This window comes from Halobacteriovorax sp. XZX-3, from assembly GCF_043196495.1.
Classification (GTDB): Bacteria; Bdellovibrionota; Bacteriovoracia; order Bacteriovoracales; family Bacteriovoracaceae; genus Halobacteriovorax_A.
In genome coordinates, this window is sequence record NZ_JBEBMO010000001.1 from 2,022,202 (window position 1) to 2,041,981 (window position 19,780).

At 34.1% G+C, this 19,780-nt stretch carries 21 protein-coding genes; 12 read left to right on the forward strand and 9 right to left on the reverse strand.

Annotated elements, in window-relative coordinates:
• Positions 1 to 22 precede the first annotated feature (22 nt).
• Together ftsA and ftsZ are read left to right on the forward strand one after the other, a co-directional pair.
• Positions 23 to 1,276, forward strand: a complete 1,254-nt coding sequence (ftsA, locus tag ABMA70_RS09745) for a cell division protein FtsA (protein WP_103218516.1) — start codon at positions 23 to 25, stop codon at positions 1,274 to 1,276.
• A gap of 14 nt (positions 1,277 to 1,290) precedes the next feature.
• Entirely contained in the window at positions 1,291 to 2,829 is a 1,539-nt protein-coding gene (gene ftsZ / locus ABMA70_RS09750) for a cell division protein FtsZ (protein WP_392993849.1), read from the forward strand.
• 62 nt (positions 2,830 to 2,891) lie between these two features.
• On the opposite strand, the gene ABMA70_RS09755 is transcribed toward ftsZ, so the two are convergent.
• Genes ABMA70_RS09755 through udk form a run of 4 tightly spaced genes read right to left on the reverse strand, consistent with a single transcriptional unit; the run spans position 2,892 to position 6,080 of the window.
• Entirely contained in the window at positions 2,892 to 3,278 is a 387-nt protein-coding gene (locus ABMA70_RS09755) for a hypothetical protein (RefSeq protein ID WP_103218514.1), read from the reverse strand.
• 10 nt (positions 3,279 to 3,288) lie between these two features.
• The gene (locus ABMA70_RS09760) at positions 3,289 to 3,804 is read right to left on the reverse strand and encodes a hypothetical protein (RefSeq protein ID WP_103218513.1); all 516 of its coding nucleotides are present in this window, start codon (positions 3,802 to 3,804) and stop codon (positions 3,289 to 3,291) included.
• Between the two features lie 18 nt (positions 3,805 to 3,822).
• Entirely contained in the window at positions 3,823 to 5,430 is a 1,608-nt protein-coding gene (locus ABMA70_RS09765; protein WP_392993845.1) for a ribonuclease J, read from the reverse strand.
• Positions 5,430 to 6,080 carry a uridine kinase gene (gene udk, locus ABMA70_RS09770; RefSeq protein WP_103218511.1) on the reverse strand — a complete coding sequence of 217 codons (651 nt, stop codon included), beginning with the start codon at positions 6,078 to 6,080 and terminating at the stop codon, positions 5,430 to 5,432. Before udk ends, ABMA70_RS09765 begins: the two co-directional genes overlap by 1 nt.
• 114 nt (positions 6,081 to 6,194) lie before the next feature.
• Between udk and ABMA70_RS09775 the strand changes: the two genes are divergently transcribed.
• The 10 genes from ABMA70_RS09775 (at position 6,195) to ABMA70_RS09820 (ending at position 14,788) form a co-directional block, all read left to right on the forward strand.
• Positions 6,195 to 7,715, forward strand: a complete 1,521-nt coding sequence (locus ABMA70_RS09775) for an ABC transporter substrate-binding protein (RefSeq protein ID WP_392993842.1) — start codon at positions 6,195 to 6,197, stop codon at positions 7,713 to 7,715.
• Positions 7,699 to 8,667, forward strand: coding sequence for a 50S ribosomal protein L11 methyltransferase (locus ABMA70_RS09780; RefSeq protein ID WP_103218509.1), 969 nt, complete (start codon positions 7,699 to 7,701; stop codon positions 8,665 to 8,667). Before ABMA70_RS09775 ends, ABMA70_RS09780 begins: the two co-directional genes overlap by 17 nt.
• A gap of 3 nt (positions 8,668 to 8,670) precedes the next feature.
• On the forward strand, positions 8,671 to 9,393 hold the full coding sequence (locus ABMA70_RS09785; protein ID WP_103218508.1) for a 16S rRNA (uracil(1498)-N(3))-methyltransferase: 723 nt from the start codon (positions 8,671 to 8,673) through the stop codon (positions 9,391 to 9,393).
• Positions 9,394 to 9,427: 34 nt separating this feature from the next.
• The gene (locus ABMA70_RS09790; protein ID WP_103218507.1) at positions 9,428 to 10,141 is read left to right on the forward strand and encodes an RDD family protein; all 714 of its coding nucleotides are present in this window, start codon (positions 9,428 to 9,430) and stop codon (positions 10,139 to 10,141) included.
• Positions 10,141 to 10,599, forward strand: coding sequence for a D-glycero-beta-D-manno-heptose 1-phosphate adenylyltransferase (rfaE2, locus tag ABMA70_RS09795; RefSeq protein ID WP_392993838.1), 459 nt, complete (start codon positions 10,141 to 10,143; stop codon positions 10,597 to 10,599). The genes ABMA70_RS09790 and rfaE2 overlap by 1 nt, the downstream gene beginning before the upstream one ends.
• Positions 10,600 to 10,905: a hypothetical protein gene (locus ABMA70_RS09800; protein WP_103218505.1), complete on the forward strand. Its 306-nt coding sequence runs from the start codon at positions 10,600 to 10,602 to the stop codon at positions 10,903 to 10,905.
• 239 nt (positions 10,906 to 11,144) lie between these two features.
• On the forward strand, positions 11,145 to 11,978 hold the full coding sequence (locus ABMA70_RS09805; protein WP_103218504.1) for a flagellin: 834 nt from the start codon (positions 11,145 to 11,147) through the stop codon (positions 11,976 to 11,978).
• Positions 11,979 to 12,420: 442 nt separating this feature from the next.
• Positions 12,421 to 13,251 carry a flagellin gene (locus ABMA70_RS09810; protein WP_103218503.1) on the forward strand — a complete coding sequence of 277 codons (831 nt, stop codon included), beginning with the start codon at positions 12,421 to 12,423 and terminating at the stop codon, positions 13,249 to 13,251.
• Positions 13,252 to 13,363: 112 nt separating this feature from the next.
• Positions 13,364 to 14,035, forward strand: a complete 672-nt coding sequence (locus tag ABMA70_RS09815; RefSeq protein WP_103218502.1) for a PilZ domain-containing protein — start codon at positions 13,364 to 13,366, stop codon at positions 14,033 to 14,035.
• A 30-nt stretch (positions 14,036 to 14,065) separates the two neighbouring features.
• Entirely contained in the window at positions 14,066 to 14,788 is a 723-nt protein-coding gene (locus tag ABMA70_RS09820; RefSeq protein ID WP_392993833.1) for a UDP-2,3-diacylglucosamine diphosphatase, read from the forward strand.
• A 2-nt stretch (positions 14,789 to 14,790) separates the two neighbouring features.
• Here the strand turns inward: ABMA70_RS09820 and ABMA70_RS09825 are convergent, their stop codons facing one another.
• From ABMA70_RS09825 to ABMA70_RS09845, 5 genes are read right to left on the reverse strand one after another with little or no spacing between them, the layout of a single operon-like run.
• Positions 14,791 to 15,687, reverse strand: a complete 897-nt coding sequence (locus tag ABMA70_RS09825; protein WP_103218500.1) for an NAD(+)/NADH kinase — start codon at positions 15,685 to 15,687, stop codon at positions 14,791 to 14,793.
• The gene (locus ABMA70_RS09830) at positions 15,688 to 16,050 is read right to left on the reverse strand and encodes a response regulator (RefSeq protein ID WP_392993830.1); all 363 of its coding nucleotides are present in this window, start codon (positions 16,048 to 16,050) and stop codon (positions 15,688 to 15,690) included.
• Positions 16,031 to 17,461 carry a sensor histidine kinase gene (locus ABMA70_RS09835; RefSeq protein ID WP_392993827.1) on the reverse strand — a complete coding sequence of 477 codons (1,431 nt, stop codon included), beginning with the start codon at positions 17,459 to 17,461 and terminating at the stop codon, positions 16,031 to 16,033. The genes ABMA70_RS09830 and ABMA70_RS09835 overlap by 20 nt, the downstream gene beginning before the upstream one ends.
• 23 nt (positions 17,462 to 17,484) lie before the next feature.
• Complete coding sequence (locus ABMA70_RS09840; protein ID WP_103218497.1) at positions 17,485 to 18,105, reverse strand: hypothetical protein; 621 nt, start codon at positions 18,103 to 18,105, stop codon at positions 17,485 to 17,487.
• Positions 18,102 to 19,775 carry a glycosyltransferase family 9 protein gene (locus ABMA70_RS09845; protein WP_392993824.1) on the reverse strand — a complete coding sequence of 558 codons (1,674 nt, stop codon included), beginning with the start codon at positions 19,773 to 19,775 and terminating at the stop codon, positions 18,102 to 18,104. Before ABMA70_RS09845 ends, ABMA70_RS09840 begins: the two co-directional genes overlap by 4 nt.
• Positions 19,776 to 19,780: the final 5 nt, after the last annotated feature.

Here is a 19,780-nt window from a genome sequence, read left to right on the forward strand (position 1 = left end):
AAAACTAGAGAAAGGATTCTCAATGAAAGAAAAAAACATCGTTGTCGGTTTAGACGTTGGTACAACTAAAGTCTGCACAATCGTAGGTATCCAAAACATTTCTAATCAAAACACTGGTAAAGCTGAGCTTGAAATCATTGGTATTGGTACACATCCAAGTCATGGTTTAAAGAAAGGCAGTGTTGTAAATATCGATAAAACAGTACGCTCAATTCATAACTCGCTTGAAGAAGCTAGGCTAATGGCAGGAGTTGATATCCATAGCGCAACTATTGGAATCGCTGGTAGTCATATCTACAGCTTCAATAGTTCTGGTGTTGTTGCTGTTAAAGGAAATGAAATTTCTCAAGATGATGTTGATCGCGTACTTGAAGCAGCAAAGGCTGTTGTAATGCCAAGTGATCGCGAAATCATTCACGTAATTGCACAAGAGTATAAAGTTGATAATACAACTGGTATTAAAAATCCAATTGGTATGTGTGGAACTCGTCTAGAGGCACACGTTCATATTGTTACTGGATCAATCTCTTTGATTCAAAATTTAGTAAAGTGTGTTGAGCATACAGGTGTTAAAGTTGAAAACGTTACACTTCAACCAATTGCTTCTTCTGAATCAGTTCTTTCTCCTGAAGAAAAAGAAATGGGGACATTACTAGTTGATATCGGTGGTGGAACAACAGATCTTGCACTATGGAAAGATGGTGCTCTTGTTCATACACAGGTAATTCCAGTTGGTGGAAATCATTTCACAAATGATCTAGCTGTAGCACTTAAGATTCCTCATGCAGAAGCTGAAAGAATTAAAATTAACCACGGATCTGTTCTTCCAGAACAAGTTAATCAATCAGCTCACATTACAGTTCAAGGGATTTCTGGAACTAAGCCAAGAGAAGTACAACTGCACACAGTCGCAAACGTACTTGGTGCAAGAGCGGAAGAATTATTTGATCTAATAAAAAATATTATTAAAGAAAAAAATCTTGGTGATGAAATCAGTGGGGGAGTTGTTCTTACTGGTGGTGGTGCCATGATTAAGGGAATGCCTGAGATTGGTGAGTATCTTCTAGAGAGACCACTAAAAATAGGTTTCCCAATAGCTTTTGGTGGCATGACAAATATTATGCAAAATCCAAAATTTTCAACTGTATTAGGTCTTCTACTTGAAGCCTCAAAAGGCAGAGAAGTTGAAGTAGAAGAGGAAGAAGATATTAATCAAATAGATATTGTAAGTAAGTTATCAGGATCTATTAAATCAGTATTCAGAGAAATTTTTTAAATAAGGGGGAACTTATGTTCGAAATTTCTGACAACAACGAATTAAAACTAACTGAAGGCGCGAAGATTCGCGTTGTTGGTGTTGGTGGCGGTGGCTGTAATGCCGTAAACACAATGATTAAGGCCGGTCTAACTGGTGTTGAATATATTGTTGCTAACACTGACTCACAAGCACTTGCTGTAAACTTAGCACCAACAAAAGTACAACTAGGTGTTGAGCTAACTAAAGGTCTTGGCGCTGGGGCCAACCCAGAAGTAGGTCGTAAAGCAGCTCTAGATGAGTATGAAATGCTAAGCCAGGTTCTAGAGGGATCTGACATGGTATTTATCACTGCCGGTATGGGTGGTGGAACAGGGACTGGTGCAGCTCCTGTAATTGCAAAACTTGCACGTGAGCTTGGTGCTCTTACTGTTGGTGTTGTTACAAAACCATTTATCTTCGAAGGTAAGAAGAGAATGAGACAAGCATCAACTGGTATCCAAACTCTAGAGGAAAATGTTGATTCACTAATTACAATTCCTAACCAAAGACTTCTTCAATTAGCAGGTGAAAGCTTATCTTTAGTAGAAACTTTCATGAAAGCTGATGAAGTACTTTTAAATGCAGTTAGAGGTATCTCTGACCTTATCAATACTACTGGTCATATCAATGCTGACTTTGCAGACGTTTCAACTGTTATGTCTAATAAAGGACTTGCTCTAATGGGTACAGGTCTTTGTGCAGGTCCAGATAGAGCTATTAAAGCAGCTAATGAAGCTATCTCTTCACCACTACTGGAAGATATTTCAATTGATGGTGCAACTGGTATCATCATTAACATCACTGGTGGTTCTTCAATGACTATGCATGAAGTAAATGAAGCAGCTACTTTAATTATGGAAGCAGCTGATGAAGATGCAGAAGTAATCTTTGGTTCTGTAGTTGATGATGAGCTTGAAGATAATATCAAAGTAACAGTAATCGCTACTGGTCTTGGTGGTCGTGAAGCAGCTGTTAATGTAGCTCCTCAACAAGAACTTAGAAGACCAGTTGTTCAAGAGTCTAAGCCAGTATATGTAGCACCTGTAGCTCCAGCTGCTCCAGTTGTTGAAGAAAAGCCAGTTTATGAGCAACCAGTTGCTCAACCTGCTATGCAACAAGCTGCTTACCATGAAGCTCCTGTTCAATCTAACCCACAGGTAGATGCAATGAGAGAGATTCAAATGGAAGCTCAACGTGAACAACTTGTACAAGATACAGTAGTTGAAAGTTCAAGAGCTCACTCATTTGATGGTGATAACTTAGAAACGACTCAAAGACCAAGTCTTACTGATTCAATTAGAGAAGCTGCATCTCAATATGAAGCTTCAAAGTCTGAAGTAGACCCATGGGCCAATGAGAAAGTATTAACTGGGAACAATACTGCTGAGAAATCAGATCGTCCAAAATCAATTGCGGAAAAACTAGGTTTTATCAATTTTGATGAAGATGAATTAGATACTCCTTCATACTTAAGAAAAGAAGAAACACAACAACCTTCTGGAACTGAAACTTTTCGCCAAGTAGAGCGATAGGATTCCCCCCAAAGTATATTTGATGGAAACATCAAAAAAGAGGGCCCGTAAGGGCCCTTTTTTTATAATGAATTTGATTTTAAAATATTTGATTTGAATGATTCTAACAGCTCTGCTGTATCGGCCTTAAAATCTTCTGGAAGCTTAATTAAGAGTTTTGAATTATTATGCGGAATATTTCTTAAGACAAGTCTGTAGTTTCCTTCCCATTCTTGCCAGCTCAATTCATATTGCCAACGACTAAATTGACCACCACCAAATTTCACATCTCTTTTTTCAGGCATTAAAGCATCAATAGTATAAGATACTTTTTGTTTTAAACCAGCTGATGTTAAATCCTTTTCACATTCTCTAATTAAGCGGTCATGTTTAGAATCAAAGACAATATTTGGTTTATTCTCTTTCATGATCTGATTAATTTGGCCTTTTAGTATTTCAAGATCGTTCACTTTTACTTCCTTACTTTTCTATTTTCAATCTCTCCCTCATTTCATCTTCAATTTCTTTTTGAACGTGCAATTGTACATAAGTTTCAATTAAGTCACTTTCAACATCAATTTTGTACTCGCATAAGATGAAAGTTGGGATTTTATGTTTATTCCAAGTATTCTTTTTAAAATTATAAATATAAACACCCTTTTCTGGTGTTTCACTAGTTGTTCTTTCGTTTGTGATAGATACCCACTCGTGTTTTGAGTACAAGTTGAAGTGTTCACGGCATAGGTGAAGAGCATCAACATTGAAGTAATCATTTTCAACAAGTTCTTTTTCACAAATACTACAAAGACCAAGAATTTTTTCTTGAGGCTTGTTTTTTTCTAAGAGATTATTAATTTTATCAGTTAGCTTTCCGTCTTGAGTTTCTTCTTTCTTTATTTCTTTGCGAAAAGCAATGAATGCAAATACCCCAATGAGCATAAATAGCGCAATAGCAATGATTACAAGTAATGCAATGATGATAACTGAATTGTCCATGTTATTAGTTTAATGGACTTAGCAAATATGAACAATGGCCAGAGGCCTATATCCTAGTATATTTTGAAAATATCTTCTTACCGCTACTCTGATGCGTTCTGTTCTCTGATCGATCGTTCCATTTTCGTTAAAGTAATCAAAGCAAATTTCTTGTAGTTGACTAATTTGATCTGAATCCTCAGGTATCCCCATTGTTGTTACGTGAACTCTATGTTTTGAACGTTTTAGACTATTATTTGAAATAGAGACAAAGACTGTACCGAGGGTGGCCATTTTTCTTCTTTCTGAAATCTTTTCGCGCTCAATAACAATTCTATTGCCGTGGATTAAAATTGGAGGAATCTCCTGTGAACGATTAACTTTTAATTTACCATCTTGTGTAAATGAAATGCAGTCGTGATTTTTAATCTCAATAGCTTGTGTATTAGGAAGGATTGATTTTATAAATTCGCAATGCTTTCTTAGAAAATATGTTTCCCCATGAATTGGAATAGCAATCGTTGGTTTATAGTGATCGTATACATCTTTAAGATCTGCTTTACCAGGATGGCCAGATGCGTGAATCATTCCATTGTAATGTGTTATGACTTCACAACCCTTATCTGTAATTTCATTATAAAGAAGAGCTAATTTTTTTTCATTTCCCGGTATAGCTTTTGAACTAAAGATGAAAGTATCGGTTTCATTAAGTTTATAATACTTATCACTTGTACTTGTAATTCTTTTTACTGTTCCTCTGAACTCGCCTTGGCTACCTGAGCAAAGAATAATATGTTTTTTCTTTAAGTCTGCTACTGACTCAACTTCACGCACTAGTCCATGATCATTGAAGATTTCACATTCTCTAGCAATTTGTGTGTACTTAAGTAATGAACGACCATAGGGAACGACTTTCAATTTGAGTTCTTGAGCAATATTGAAAATAGTTTGTAGGCGATGAATGTTAGAAGCAAAGCAAGTTATAAATACTCGTCCCTTAGCATCTGAAATAAAAGTGGATAAGTCTTTTTTTAGTTCTGACTCTGATGTCGTTCTATCATTGCTGCTTGTAATATTTGTAGAATCTAGCATTGCAATTCTATTACTAAATTTCTTAGACAGAAGATTGATCTTTTCTAATTCAATCGGTTCCTCGTATTCCGAATTAAAATCACACTTGAAATCGGAAATAAAAAGCACTCCAGTATCGATTTCTTTGATACCAAGATGAATCCCTTTAGTATTTGGAATAGAGTGATTAACATGGACGATGTCTATTTGAATTTCATTGAGAATTAATTGACTCTCTAAGCGATTTATTTTTTTTGAAAGATTCAAATACGATAATTTATCTTCAATTAGTTCTTTTGCGAAAGTTGGAGCATATACTTCTGCTTCAGGAAATCTTTCAATATAGTGAGAGATCGCACCAATATGATCTTCGTGGCCGTGAGTAATAATTAAAGCATCAATCTCAACTTCAACATTTTTTAAATCTGGAATCAAGTAGTTGATATCAAAACAGTCTTCGTAAGGAAATAGAATTCCACTATCGATAATCAGGTTTGTATTTTTATATGATACTAAAGTCGCGTTAGAACCAATCTGTCCAACTCCGCCGAGAGGTGAAATATTTAAGTTAGACATTAAGATCCTTTTGTCGAATTCAGCAATAATTCGAATTCTTTATTGTGTTCAACTAATTGTAGTAATCTTGCAGCTAATATCTCAGATGCAACATCAGTTTCTTCTCCAACGATGAAGTCTGCATATTGTCTTTGAGGTGCTAAAAACTTTTCATACATTGGACGTACGCTATCGTAGTATTGATTGATAACACTTTCTAAACTTCTACCTCTTTCTGCAACATCTCGATTAAGTCTTCTTGTGAAGCGAATATCTGCTTCAACATGGAGAAAACAACGTATATCTAATTTCTCTCTGATTTCTTGATCAAAAAGTGTGAAGATTCCTTCAAAGAGAACAACTGGTGTAGGTTTTAAAGTCGTTGTTGTAGCGGTACGATTACTCGTTTTGAAATCGTAATTTGGAACTTCAATCGACTCGTCATTCTTCAGTGCTGTAATATGTTGTTGAAGAAGAGGCCAGTCAAATGCTTGGGGATGATCGTAATTTGGTCGTCCTGATTTCGTATAATGCTCTTTTGGTTGCTCTGGTAGATAGTAAGAGTCCATTGATAGAACTGACACTTTCTCTTTTGGTAGTTTAGAAATTACCTTTGATGCAAAAGTAGTTTTTCCTGAACCTGAACCACCAGTGATTCCAATTAGCTTCATAGATGACCTTTGTTTGAATGTTTTCAGTAACTTATCACAGATTGAGTTCACATCAAATAAAAGAGGTGATAATCTTATAATAATTACATTTGTGTCATTCGTCAGGGATATTCGATGTCTAGAATTTTATCTATTTTGCTAATTTCTTTCCTAAGTTCAATGGTTTACGGAGCGAGTCTTAATGTCGCAATCTCATCATCACCTAATAGCTTAAGCCCATTTTTTTCAACTGATGCAAATTCGCAAAATATCAATCGTCTTATTAATGCATCACTAATCGACTTTGACAGTAATATGCAACCTATTTGTCAGTTGTGTGAATCATTCAAGGAATTTCGCACAAAGGATAATTATAAGATTCGCTTTAAACTTAAGCCTGGTCTCAAATTTTCTAATGGTGAAGAATTAACTTCTAAAGATGTTCAAAAGTCTCATTTTTATTTCACAGAAACGGCTAAGATCAAATCAATTTTTAGATTCGCATTTGGAAATATAACAGAAGTTAAGATTATAGATAAATTAACATTCGAATTAATTTATAAAAGTTTTGGCCTTGATCATCTTCCCAACTTAGTTCTATTTAAAATTATTCAAATTCCTAATTACGACGTTATCGATAAGGTTGAAATGGTCGATATTGTAGGAGCAGGTGATTATAAGATTACTAAAATTGCTCCACTACAAATCGACTTGAAGTCACTTAAGAAAGGTCATTATGATTTAAATTTTGTTGTCGTTAAAGATGAAACAACCCTTTCTTTGAAGCTTATTAAAGGTGAGATTGATCTTTCTGTCGCTAATATTTCACCTCGTAAGGTTAACTACTTAGAAAAGAATAGTGATGTGAATGTTCAAAAGGTTTTGGGAACAGATTATAATTTTATAGGACTAAATCAAAAGAAGGGTGTTCTACAAAATGTGAATATTAGAAAGGCGTTAAGCCATCTCGTTCCACGTAACAAAATTATAGAGTATAAATTTAAAAATAATGCTGTTGCATCTAATGGACTGTTCGCAAAATCATTTAAGAGTTTCTATATAGACATGCCCGTCGATGAGTTTGATCCTAAACTCGCTTATGATCTTTTTTTAAAAGCGGGCTTTGTAAGGAAGAATGGTGTTTGGTACGACCCAGAAGGTAAGACATTCTCTCTAACTTGGAAGACTAGTAGTAATAAGTTTCAACAAGAACTTGTTACAATTATCAAGAATGAATTCGAAAAATTTGGTCTCGTTGTTAATGTTGTCCCTCAGGAGTGGGGAACATTTCTTAGGGGAGTCAAAAGAGGGGAATATGATCTTTATTTAGGGCGTTGGATCGGCTTTACTGGTCAAGATATGCTTAAGTTCGCTTTTTACTCTGAAAATATGGCCCCAAAAGGTGCAAATCGTGTCTTTTTTGATAATAAAGAATTCGATAATTTAATTGTAAAGGCAGAGCAAACTATTGATAAGAAGAAGGAAGTTGCTCTTTATAAAAAAGCCAATATTGTAGTAAACGAACAATACCCATATATTAGTTTATGGCACCCGCATGTTATTTGGGTGATGAGTAAATGTGTAAAACTGAAAGAGATTTATCCAAATGGAAACTTTCTAGTTTTAAAGGAAATTGAGAATGTCTGTAAAAACTGAAATCTTTAAAATTGTTACGATCGAGTTTCAAAGTAGCTCACAATGTGAAGAAGTAAATAAAATCGCCCTTAATGACTTTGAAGTTGATGGGATTGAAGAATTCTCAATGGAAGAAGCTCGTGTTGATGAAATTTTAGGAGAAAGAGCCTATTCTGGTGGAGATGTTCCAGAATCTGTTATTGATGAAGTCGTTGATATATCAGATGACCAAGATGTGAAAAAGTTTAATTACTTTTTCTTCCAAGGTGACATTAATAGGGCCCATGATTTTGTTAAAGCGATTGAAGGTATGGACTTATCTATTGAAGTTAAGGATGAGGAATACTCAGATTGGAATGAAGTTTGGAAAAAGCACTATGCACCTATTGAAGTAACTCCAGAGCTAAGTGTAATTCCTGAATGGTTTAAAGAAGAAGATTACAAATCAAATAATAACAATATCTATATTATTCCTGGAATGGGCTTCGGTACAGGTGAGCATGAAACAACTTATTTATGCTTGAAACATTTTATGGCCGTTAAGGATTCATTTAAGGATAAAGATCTGTGTCTAGACTTTGGATGTGGATCTGGAATTCTAGGTATTGGTGCAATCAAAAAGAGTAATATGCTCGTAGACTTTGTTGATATTGATCCAGCAGCACTTGATAATTGTCATGAAAACTTAAAACTTAATTTAGATGAAGATCGCTTAAATGGACATCGACTAGTTGCTCGTAAACGCTTTAATCTTGATGATAAGTACAAGTTAGTTTTTGCAAATATACTTATGCATGTTCTTGTTTCAGAAAAGGAAGTACTCCTAGATTCCCTAGATGATAATGGTTATTTAGTTTTATCTGGAATCTTAAATGAACAAGTTAATGATGTAATTGAAGAGTATAAGTCTTTGAAGAAAATTGATGTATTATCTAAAGGTGATTGGTCTGCAATTCTTTTAAGAAAGGAGTAGTTCATGCGTGCTATTTATACTCGAGATGATCTTTCTCCATCGATTGATGGAATACTAAGCTTTTCAGATGATCGAAGCCACCACTTAATTAAAGTCGTAAGAGTTAAAAAAGGCGATGAAGTACTACTACTTGATGGTCAAGGTGGTCGTTATACAAGTGAAGTTATAAATTGCACCAAGAGAGAAGTTTCTCTTAAAATAAAATCCTTTGAGAAAGTAGATAAGTTTTCAAATATCGACTTAGCAATAGGTCTTCCAAAAAGAGAGGCTTTTGAAAACGCACTTAAGAATGCAACTCAAGTCGGTATCTCTGAAGTATTTCCGTTTCAAGCAGATTATTCTAACTGGTCAATAAAGAACTTTGATCGTGTTAGCTCTGTAATTGAAAGCTCGTTAATTCAATCTAATAATCCTTATATGCCGATTGTGCATCATGAAACTGCTAGTTTAGATGCTCTTTTTGAGATCTTCCATCAGTATGATTATATATTCCTAACGACATTATCCCGTGCAAATGGTAATGATATCGAAGACATTAAAAGCATCAAAGATAAACGTATTTTAATTATCATTGGACCGGAGGGTGGTCTCTCTAACCGTGAAGAAGAACTTATGTTTAAAGAGAATAATGTAATTGGCCTTAGGTTAGCGACACCTATTCTCAAAACGGAAAGTGCAGTACTGACAATTGTGGGCTATGTACTTGGAAAATTTGATGTTAAATAAAAAATGTGTCATCCTATTATAAGAGGGCTCAGGGATGAATTTAGATACACAACATAATAAGAAACCAATAAATTTAAATGACTTCGAAGAATTTGAAGACTTTGAAATTGAAGATATACCATTTAAGCCAATTAATGAAGGTCTAGGCTTTCACCATGGAAGAGCAAGTAAAGAAGTATTGAAAAGTGCCAGAGTTGAAGTTACACCAACTCAGTCACATGTTAATAACTTTAATAAAGTTCTTGGCCGTGAAAAAGAAATGAGTGTTCCATCAGAACTTGAAGCTTTCTATCGTAAAGGAACTGAGTCTGAGATTCCTAAAGTAAATCGTGAAATTGAAATTAAGAGTAAAGCTCAAGATGTTTCAATTGCAAGGCGTTTTGCTTCTTACATAATTGATATGAGTGTGTCTTTAGTTGTTTTTGCTGTCACATTAGCTGCAATGTTTTTAGTAAGTGGCCTACCTCAAGAGTCATTTATTGAAATCACACTTCAAAATTCAAATTATAGATTTTTGATTGCTTTATTTGTACTGATTCATATTATCTATCGTATAACATCAGTTTATAGACCTACTTTTGGTCAATACATCTGTGGATTAAAACCAAAGCTTTCTAATGAAGCAGCATTTAATACTATTATTGAAAGAACTTTATTTGAATTCATTTCAATTCCACTTTTAGGTCTTCCATATATTCTAGGACTTGATAAGAAGTTCTTTGGAAATAGTTTAAAAAAGAGTAAGTAATGAAATATCAAGAAGCAAAGGATTATGTTGAAGCTAACTTTAGTGGGCAAAAAATTGTTTTTACTAATGGCTGCTTTGATATTCTCCATCGTGGACATTTAATGTACTTAAATGAAGCGAAGAAGCTCGGTGATGTACTTATCATTGGACTTAATTCAGATAGCAGCGTTAAGCGTTTGAAAGGTGAAGATAGACCTGTTAATCCAGAGAATGATCGCCAATTTATGCTTGAAAATTTAAAAGCCGTTGATAAGGTTTTTATTTTTGATGAAGATACGCCGTATGAATTGATTAATGCTGTTTTACCAAATACTCTAGTTAAAGGTGGTGACTGGGCCATTGAGCAAATTGTTGGACATGATATTGTAACGGCCAATGGTGGACAAGTGCTAAGTCTAAACTTTGAAGACGGCTATTCTACGACGAATTTAATCGAAAAGATTCAAGGTAGATCGTAAGTGTATATACATTTACATCAAGATTACGCTGTTATTTCTAACGAAGAATCTAGTATTGAAATTCCTTTTTCGCAAATTTTAAAAACAATTAAAGCTACTCTCAAATCTGGATTAGTAGTTGTTGTAAAATTTCAAGATTGTAATTTTAAATTATCAAATTTAAGAAGTAAGCACTATGTTGCTAATAATGATTTTGCATTTATTAATACTTCATTAAAAAATAGATTTCCTATTGATTATAAAATTAAATCACCGAGTGAAATGCTCCAGTATATGCTTGATTTGAACGATTTGTTTCTTAAGTAATTGATTCTCCTGAGCTCCTTTAGTAGTCGGTCGGAGTTGTTCGGTATCATATTGTCATCGTAGCAAATACTGCGTCCAAAAAAGTAAAAAAACTTCCACTTTTCTCTCAAGAATATTTCCGAGTAACCGTTATGGGTATTGCAACCAGATGGGTCTGGTTGTTTGGGATTTAAAATTGTTGAGACAAGGAGTTTCAACGCAAATTACACAAGGAGGTTGCTTATTCGAGGAGAATAGTAATGGGATTAAGAATTAACACGAACACACAGTCAATTTCAGCACAAAGAAGTCTAGGTCAAGTTAAGAGAACACAAGATGAGTCTTTAAACAAGCTTTCATCAGGTTCAAGAATTAACAAGGCAAGTGACGATGCTGCAGGACTTGCGATATCTGAAAAGTTAAGAGCGAATATCAGAGGTACTCAACAAGCGGCAAGAAACGCGGGTGATGGTATCTCAATGATTCAGATCGCTGAAGGTGGGATGAACGAAGTATCAAATATTTTAGTTCGTCTAAGAGAGCTTTCAGTACAATCTGCATCAGATACAATTGGTGATACTGAACGTGAATTTACTGATAAAGAATTCCAACAACTAACTAAAGAAGTTGATAGAATTGCAGAGTCAGTACAGTTTAACGGAACATCACTAATTAATGGTGAAGGTGACGATAAGGAATTCCAAATTGGTTTATATAATGATGAAACTAATGACAGAATTGCTTACAAGCCATCAGCAGTATCAGTTAAGACAGAAGACCTAGGTATTGGTGGGCTTTCTGTTGCTACAAAAGGTGACGCTCAGACTAACCTTGAGGCTATTGATAAGGCGATGACATCAGTGTCTGGTGGACGTGCGGAGCTAGGGGCTTTACAAAATAGACTACAGTCTACAATTAATAACCTAGAAATCTCTAATGAAAATATGAGTGCCGCAAATTCACGAATCAGAGATACAGATGTAGCAGCAGAGTCTGCAAACTTAGCTAAGGCGAATATCCTTACTAACTCTGCAACTTCGGTACTTTCGCAAGCAAACGCTTCGAGCCAATCTGCACTGAGACTGATCGGTTAAGTAAAAATCTAAATCGAAAGCAACATCTAAAAGTAAGGGCCTTCTTCGGAAGGCCCTTATTCATTTATCTTATAGTTTCATTTTGAAAAATTGAGCTTAAATAAATAGACCACGTTTTCACGTGGCCCACTAGAATCTTGAAAGAGCAGAAACTCAGGAGAGAGAATCGCTCATTTCTAATTATATTCATAAATCTTATTTCAAAATATGATCCTAATCATTTATTAGTGGCAAAAAATAATGTCGATTTTCATCCACTTTTTAAGTACTTATTATTGATACCTTAACTTCTAACCTATTGAATTTATGTTAATTTATATACTTTTTTCCAAATATTTGAGGGATTAACTAAAGTATTTAACCGAGTGTAACGAACAGGTATTTGTGAACACTAATTTTGTCTGAAAGCTATTTAAGTAGGACGTGAGGAAAGGAGAAAAAAATGGGTTTACGTATTGCAACTAATACCGCTGCGCAAATGGTGCAGAAAAACATTAAACAAACAGGTAAAGCTTCCGGGGAGGCCTTGGAGAAGTTATCGAGTGGTAAGAGGATTAATAAGTCCGCAGATGATGCTGCCGGTTTAGCGATTGCTAAGAATATGGAAGCACAAGTTAAGGGTTTACGTCAGGCTTCTCGAAACGCAAATGATGGTATTTCAATGGTTCAGACTGCTGAAGGTGCCATGAATGAAACGAGTAATATTTTAGTAAGATTGAGAGAGCTATCAGTTCAGGCCGCATCGGATACGATTGGTGATACTGAACGTGGCTTCCTTGATAAAGAATATCAGCAATTGGTTAAAGAAGTTGATCGTATTGCTGAGTCGACAAAGTATGGATCGATTGAATTATTAAATGGATCAGGTTCCGAGATGGATATTCAGGTTGGTACTTTTGCTGGCGATAGTGGGCAAATCCAATATGACCCTTCTCAAACAAATGCAACTTCATCCGCACTGAATATTTCAGGTTTAAGCGTTTCTTCTAAAGATGATGCAAGATCGTCAATGGAGAACGTGGATGAGGCCATTACGAGTTTATCAGAGCAACGAGCGAATCTCGGTGCGATTCAGTCAAGGCTGCAATCTTCGGTTAATAACCTTGAGATTCAAGCGACTAACTTAGACTCGTCTAGATCTGTAATTGAGGATGCTGACGTGGCCTTCGAGTCATCTCAATTAGCTTCTTCTAATATTGCTAAGCAAGCAGGTATCTCATCGTTAGCACAGGCTAATAATCTGAACTCTGCAGCACTTAGATTAGTAGGTTAATAAATATGGGGGTCCTGCCCCCACTCCTTTCTTAAATAATTAAGCGGCCTTGTGTAGGAGAGACCAAGGCCGCCTTTTTAGGAGAAAGAAGTATGTTAAGGTTGAGAGACAAATGAGCACAAAGAAGTTTGAACAAGATATTATTGAATCAATAAATGAAAACAGTGAAGTTATTGTCTGGGACGTTATTGATCATAATATTGTTAGACTTCCGGCCAAAATAAAAAGTCTTAATGCCTTTGCCAAACAAATCTTTTTAACAATCGAAGATGGTTTAAGAGATAGCTTGGCCCACTTTGTTCGAGGGCCAGGACTATTAAAGTTCTATATTCCAGATTTACAATTAATATTCATTAGCGAGTTAAATGCATCACATGGTAATAGCTTAGAGATCTCGTATCCAGTAAAGGAGAAGAGACTCGAGAGACGTGAACATGAACGCTTTGAGCCTTTGATTCCACTTTATAGTTGTTTTCAAAATATAAAATATGAAATCTTCGATATAAGTGAAGGAGGGATTTCTTTTGTCTTGGGTGCATCTCAATATGAACAGCTCTTTAGTAATAAGAATGAGGTATTAAATTTTGAGGTAGGATTTGCGAAAGAAAAAATTCATGTGAAAGGCCATGTTGTAAATAAAAAGAAGATTAGACCTTATCAGATTTCAAGATTTCCATACGGTGCTTATCGAATTGCAGTTGCAATTGATAATAACCCCGAATATCGAAAGCATGTGAAAAAGCTTCAAGCGGGTTGTGATAATCTTATTAAAGATCTACTTTGATTATCTGCGCTAATCCTATATGATTACTTTATGAGTTGTTATGTGATTTCTGATGTCCACGTGAAATGGGATCAAAAAAATTCTGAATTTCTTAAAAAATTTCTATCTATTGATTTCAATGAAAATGATCGTATTTATTTACTAGGTGATATTTTTGACTTAATGGTTGGAAGCTACCAAGAGTATGAAAAGCAATACGATTGGTTCTTTAAACGTATCAAGGAAATTAAAGATATAGGTGCGACAATTTTCTATATACAAGGAAATCACGATTTTCATATTGAAGACTTACTAACTGATAATGGAATTATTGTAAAAACTAAACCATTTGTAGAAATTGTGAATGAAAGAAAAGTTTTATTCTGCCATGGTGATGAGATAGAAATTGAAAATTTCAATTACCGAGTATGGCGTGGCTTTATTAGGAGTTACCCTTTAGCGCTTATTTCAAAATATATATTCAATTATAAGATCGTAAAGGCCATTGGGGATTACCTTTCTCATAAAAGTAGACAAAGAAATGAAAAACGATATGGTCAAACACAATTGAATGATGGAATTCGCGATAAGTTTAGAAAGAGCGCTGAAATTGCTTCAAGAGAATACAATGTCGATATAATTATCTGTGGCCATAGTCATTATCAAGATGAATTCGTTTCTGAGAATTTTTCATACTATAACTGTGGATACGTACCAGCTTCAAATAAGTTTTTAATTATCAATGATGATTATAGTTTTGAAGAATTAATTTAATCTTATCTTCTTCCGTATTTAAACTTCTCTTTTAACGTTCTAAAGTAATTTCTTTCTTCGTTAATATAGAAGTTAACATGACTACTTCTAGATTTTTTTATTTGAATCTCGTCTTTAGGCTCTAGCTTAAATTCTTTTTGTCCATCAATAGTAAGATAAATGTCTTCTTGCCCACGTGGAATAATAATACTTAATGTTTCGTTATCTGGTAGAACCATCGGTCTATGGGTTAGGGCATGTGGACAAATTGGAGTGAGGACAACTCCTTTAACACTAGGGTGTAGAATTGGTCCATTCGCAGCTAGTGAGTATGCTGTTGATCCAATCGGTGTACTCACGATTAATCCATCTCCTGCTAGGTTGTATATACTCTCGCCATTTGCCTCTAGTTCAAGATTAAACATTCTTGAAATACCAGATTTAGTAATAACAGCATCATTCATAAAGTTAAGTTTAATTTTCTTGTGTCCAGGGCGTGTAATCTCAGCTTGGTATATCTGAACTTTGCGAGTTTTTAATTTTCCCTTCAGTGCCATTTCAAGACCTTCATAGAAATCGTGCTTCGCAAACTCAGCGATAAATCCAAGATTACCCATGTTTATTCCAAAGATATTCACCTTTTTAATATCTTTACTTCTTACTGCACCAATTAAGGTCCCATCACCACCAAGCGTAATTAATATTTTGCATTTTTTAGCAATATCATCTCGATTGATGAAATTAAAATTTTCAGGTTGGCTGTTTTTGAATATTTTTAAGATGCGTGATTCTTGAGATTTTTCAAAGTAGACATCGACCTTTCTTCTTATTAGCCAATTTGTTAAGTTTGGTAGAACAGTTGAAAATTCTGTCACTACTTTTGGCTTTAAGATTATTGCTACTTTGTTTGTTATTGCCATTTATTCCTCAATTATAACTTCATTTAAAAAGTTATTTATATCATCAAAAGGTTTCTGTATTACTTTACAACCATAACTTGCAGCCCTTTGAACAATTTGCTCAGAACTGTATGCAGTAATAATATAAAAAATCTTTGATATTTCTGATTCATTATATTTAGTTTTGGATTCTTCTATTATATCAAAACCAGTAATATCTTGAAGCATTAAATCACAAATAATACGCTCATAATTGTGTTCTTTGATAAGTTCTATTGCTTCTTTTCCACTGGCCGTAGACATAACATCTACCCCTTTTCGTTTAAGTAGAGTTACAATAGTTTTCTGTATCAGAAGCTCATCTTCAATAACTAGTATTTTCATGATTTACCTTGGGAATATTTATTTGGAAGTGGGCGCCTTCTTCGGATTCAATGAGATAAATATCACCATTAATCTTTTTAGTTAAATTTTTACAAATTGCTAAGCCTAGTCCTGTTCCAGTGTCTTTTGTTGTAAAAAACGGATTGAATATATTGTTTTCTATATCTTTAGATATTCCAGGCCCATTATCAATTATATCGATCAAAATCTTATTATTAACTTCACTAACGTTAATATCGATTCTTGAGTTTGCAATATTGTTAACATTAAGTGATTGTGAGCTGTTAATAAGTAAATTAAATATAACCTGACTTAATAATGTTCCGTTAGTCATTATTTCAATATCATTGCTCATGTCAAAATTAACTTTGTGGGATCTAGATTCCGATTTTGTTAAAATGATTGTTTCAGCAATTAAGTTTTTTAATGATGTTGAAGTGAACTCTTCATCATCCTTATATAAATTTGAAAACTCTTGAATAATAGCTTGTGATCTTTTTACGCTGTTTGATATATGCGAAAGTGTATCTTTTACATCGAAGTCTTCAGTTTGTTCTATTAGAAGATTGTGAGAAAGATCAATTCCAAAAAGTGGGTTACTGAGTTCATGCCTTAGCGTGTTTAAGAGTTCTCCCATTAGTAGAATTCTTTCATGATGAAGTGAGCTTGTGTCTTGTTGATGATCTTCAATACCGATTTGATTGATCTTAACTCCGTCATCTTCAATAACAAAAGAATTGATAGGGAAATTAGAGAGAATTTTATCTCTTTCGATTTTTGATTGCCTGCTACTTTCTACAGTTATTATATTAAATAACTTAGGAATAGATTTAATGATCAACTTGTCGAAGTTTGTTCTGTCTATATCTGCAACAGGGAATAGGTCATTACGTGATAGGAGAATAATTAAGTTAAAGTCACGAAACGATAATTCTTTTGCTAAGAAATGTCCGTCTAATTGTATATCCTTATTAAGTAACTCTTTTTGATCAAAAGACTTATTTTTACTCTTTCTAACTTTTGCGAATAAAGTGTTAAAAAAAGTAGGTTCTTGATAAGTCTCATAATATTCATCATTTTTGTAGGTGATAGAGTATATATTAGTAGTACCTTTTTGATGAATGAGCATTTGAGAGGAGCTAAATCCATTTAACTCATCTGCATTTGTAAGTGCCTTTAGGAATGATCGAATACTATCTTTCTTTTTAAATTGAAATTCTTTGCTTGGTAGTAGAGTTAGCTCTTTTGCATCACATATTTTATCAGAAAGAAAATCTGTCGAATTTATTAGAACGAATTTCTTACTATTGATTTTTAATTCAATTTCATCTTTATTATATTTAACGATCTGTAGTTGAGAATTTTTTTTTGAGGTAGTTAAAAAATTGCTGTCTTGAAATAATGAATCCAAGACAGCTTTATCTGCATAAATATTTAAAAATTTATCTTTGACTCTTGAATGAGTGGTATTGCTCTGATTTTCCACTGTTTAAGATTATCTATTAGTTCATATTCTAGCAAGTCAGAAAGCATCACAATATCATTGTTTTCACGTGCTGGGATAAGTGCTTTAATAACAGAAAATAGGTGAATCTCAAGATTCTTAATTACTTCTTTATCTGAGAAGAAATTCTTGTTTGCTTTTCTTGCCGTAGCATGAATTCTCGTAATTAAGTGAACATATAGATCGAGTAACTCAATTAAATCTGCAAAAAATAAGTTCCCTTGATCAATATTTCCTTTATTGAACTCATCTGTAGTAATTAAGATTTTATCAACTAATTCATCAATATATCTTTTACAATCTTCCAATGCTTCAAAAGCCAACTCATAAGAGTTCTTAATTTGTAGACTAGGGTAGCCAAGCTCTTCTAGCGTGTAGTCTAATAATTCTCCAACTTCATCAATTGAAAAAGATTTGCCTTCAATGACAACTGCTGTGATTGATTCATTATCTGATATACCATCTGTTTCAATTGCTGTTATGGCCTGTCTAAGGGAAATCGAATTTCCATCTAAAGAAAAGCTATCGTTTCCTAGTTCTAATGTGATCATATATTTTCCCTTGCCTCTGGTTTGGACTTGTTAATGAGTGAGCATTTTTCGAAAAATTCATAAAGGACACTACACATAAGAGATATCTCGTTATACGTGTAGAATGCAGCTTCGGATAATTTTACAAGATTATTTCCTTGTAGATTGTTTTTAGCAACTTTCGCAAAGTCTATGACTGGTGCTAATAGTGGATAAGAAGTCGATACAAGATCACTAAGACGATCGATTTCATCTAGTTTTGCTGAAAACTTCTTTATCTCTTCTAAGCTTGGTGTATTCTTACTAATTTCTTCGATTATGTATCGCGAGTACTTTTTACCAAATTCTGACAGCTCATATAATGTTTCAATACCTTTTGACTGTGAACTTAGTTGTGCTTTAGTTTGAATATTAAAAGAAGGGATATCCATGCTAGTGTTAATTTCAGTAAAAATGCTAGTCCACGCAATGTGATAGAAATTTCGCATAACTTCTTTTGCATCTTGATCCTTATGTAGTGATTCTCTAATATATAAGTCTCCATTATCAAGCATGTCAGAATGATAAAGCTTTACTCTACTTAAAGAGAGAGACGAACATGAGCTATTTAATTCCTCGATATTAATTTTGTTATTATTTAATAACTGTCCAATACATTGATGAGTAATGTTGTATGGAACATCGTTGTGACATTTGAACTCAGTGCACTCATCCTTTGGGAAACAAGGAGCACACTCTGTTTTAGGCGCTAGGTTGTAGTTGTCTAGAGCATAAGGAGTTGTTTCATGTGGCCTAACAGTACCTAGGGATATTGTTAAAGTTTTTATGTTTTTGAAACTTAGAAGATTCCCAATCATTGAATCATGGCCCACGAATAAAAAAGAACTATCGACTTTTGAATATAGTTCTTTTAGATCTAAACCAATCCATAGATTAACACGATCCTTAAATGGCCTAATTAGCTCGGAATTTAAAATTTCATCTGCTGATTTTTGATCTTGATTAGAGCCGCAAATATATACTTTTACATTCTCATTCTTTTTTAATGTTTGGTAAATAACTTCAACCCATCGGTTCGCTTTCCACATCTTTTTTTCATTTGATGCAAATGGGTGAATTAATAAATTTGTTTTCTTTTCACTTGAATAATCTTTATTACTTAAATGAGTGAGCTTCTTTGTTGTCCCAATGATTGAAGAGAATAGGTCAACTAGATTAAATGGGTTAAGATCACCTCTCATTACTGTTGAGTAAAGGTATTGTGACCATCTGTCTGTGATCACTCTCTCATGTAAGTCATTGAAGTATGGACCTACTTTATTACTTGATTCAATTAGCGAATGTAGATATGTCGCAGATTTAGAAAAAGCGAGGTTGATTGATACATCGATATTTTGTTCATTAATTTCTTTAAGTTGTTTCTTTAATTTAGAGAGGGCCTCTCTCACATTGTCAGCTCCAAACATTGCTGTTTTGTGCTCAATTGTTACAACTTTATCAAATACCTTTTCTAATAAGAACATGATCGGTGTAGCAAATTTTTTACGCGCTACTAGGACAACTCTATATTCGGGATGATTTTCTTTTAGTAGCTTAACGGCATGAGATGTTTGCAGAAGATCACCAATTCTTGTTGTTTGAATTATTGCAATGGTCTTTTTATTATCTGCTTCGTTTTTTAAGGCGTTCATTGACT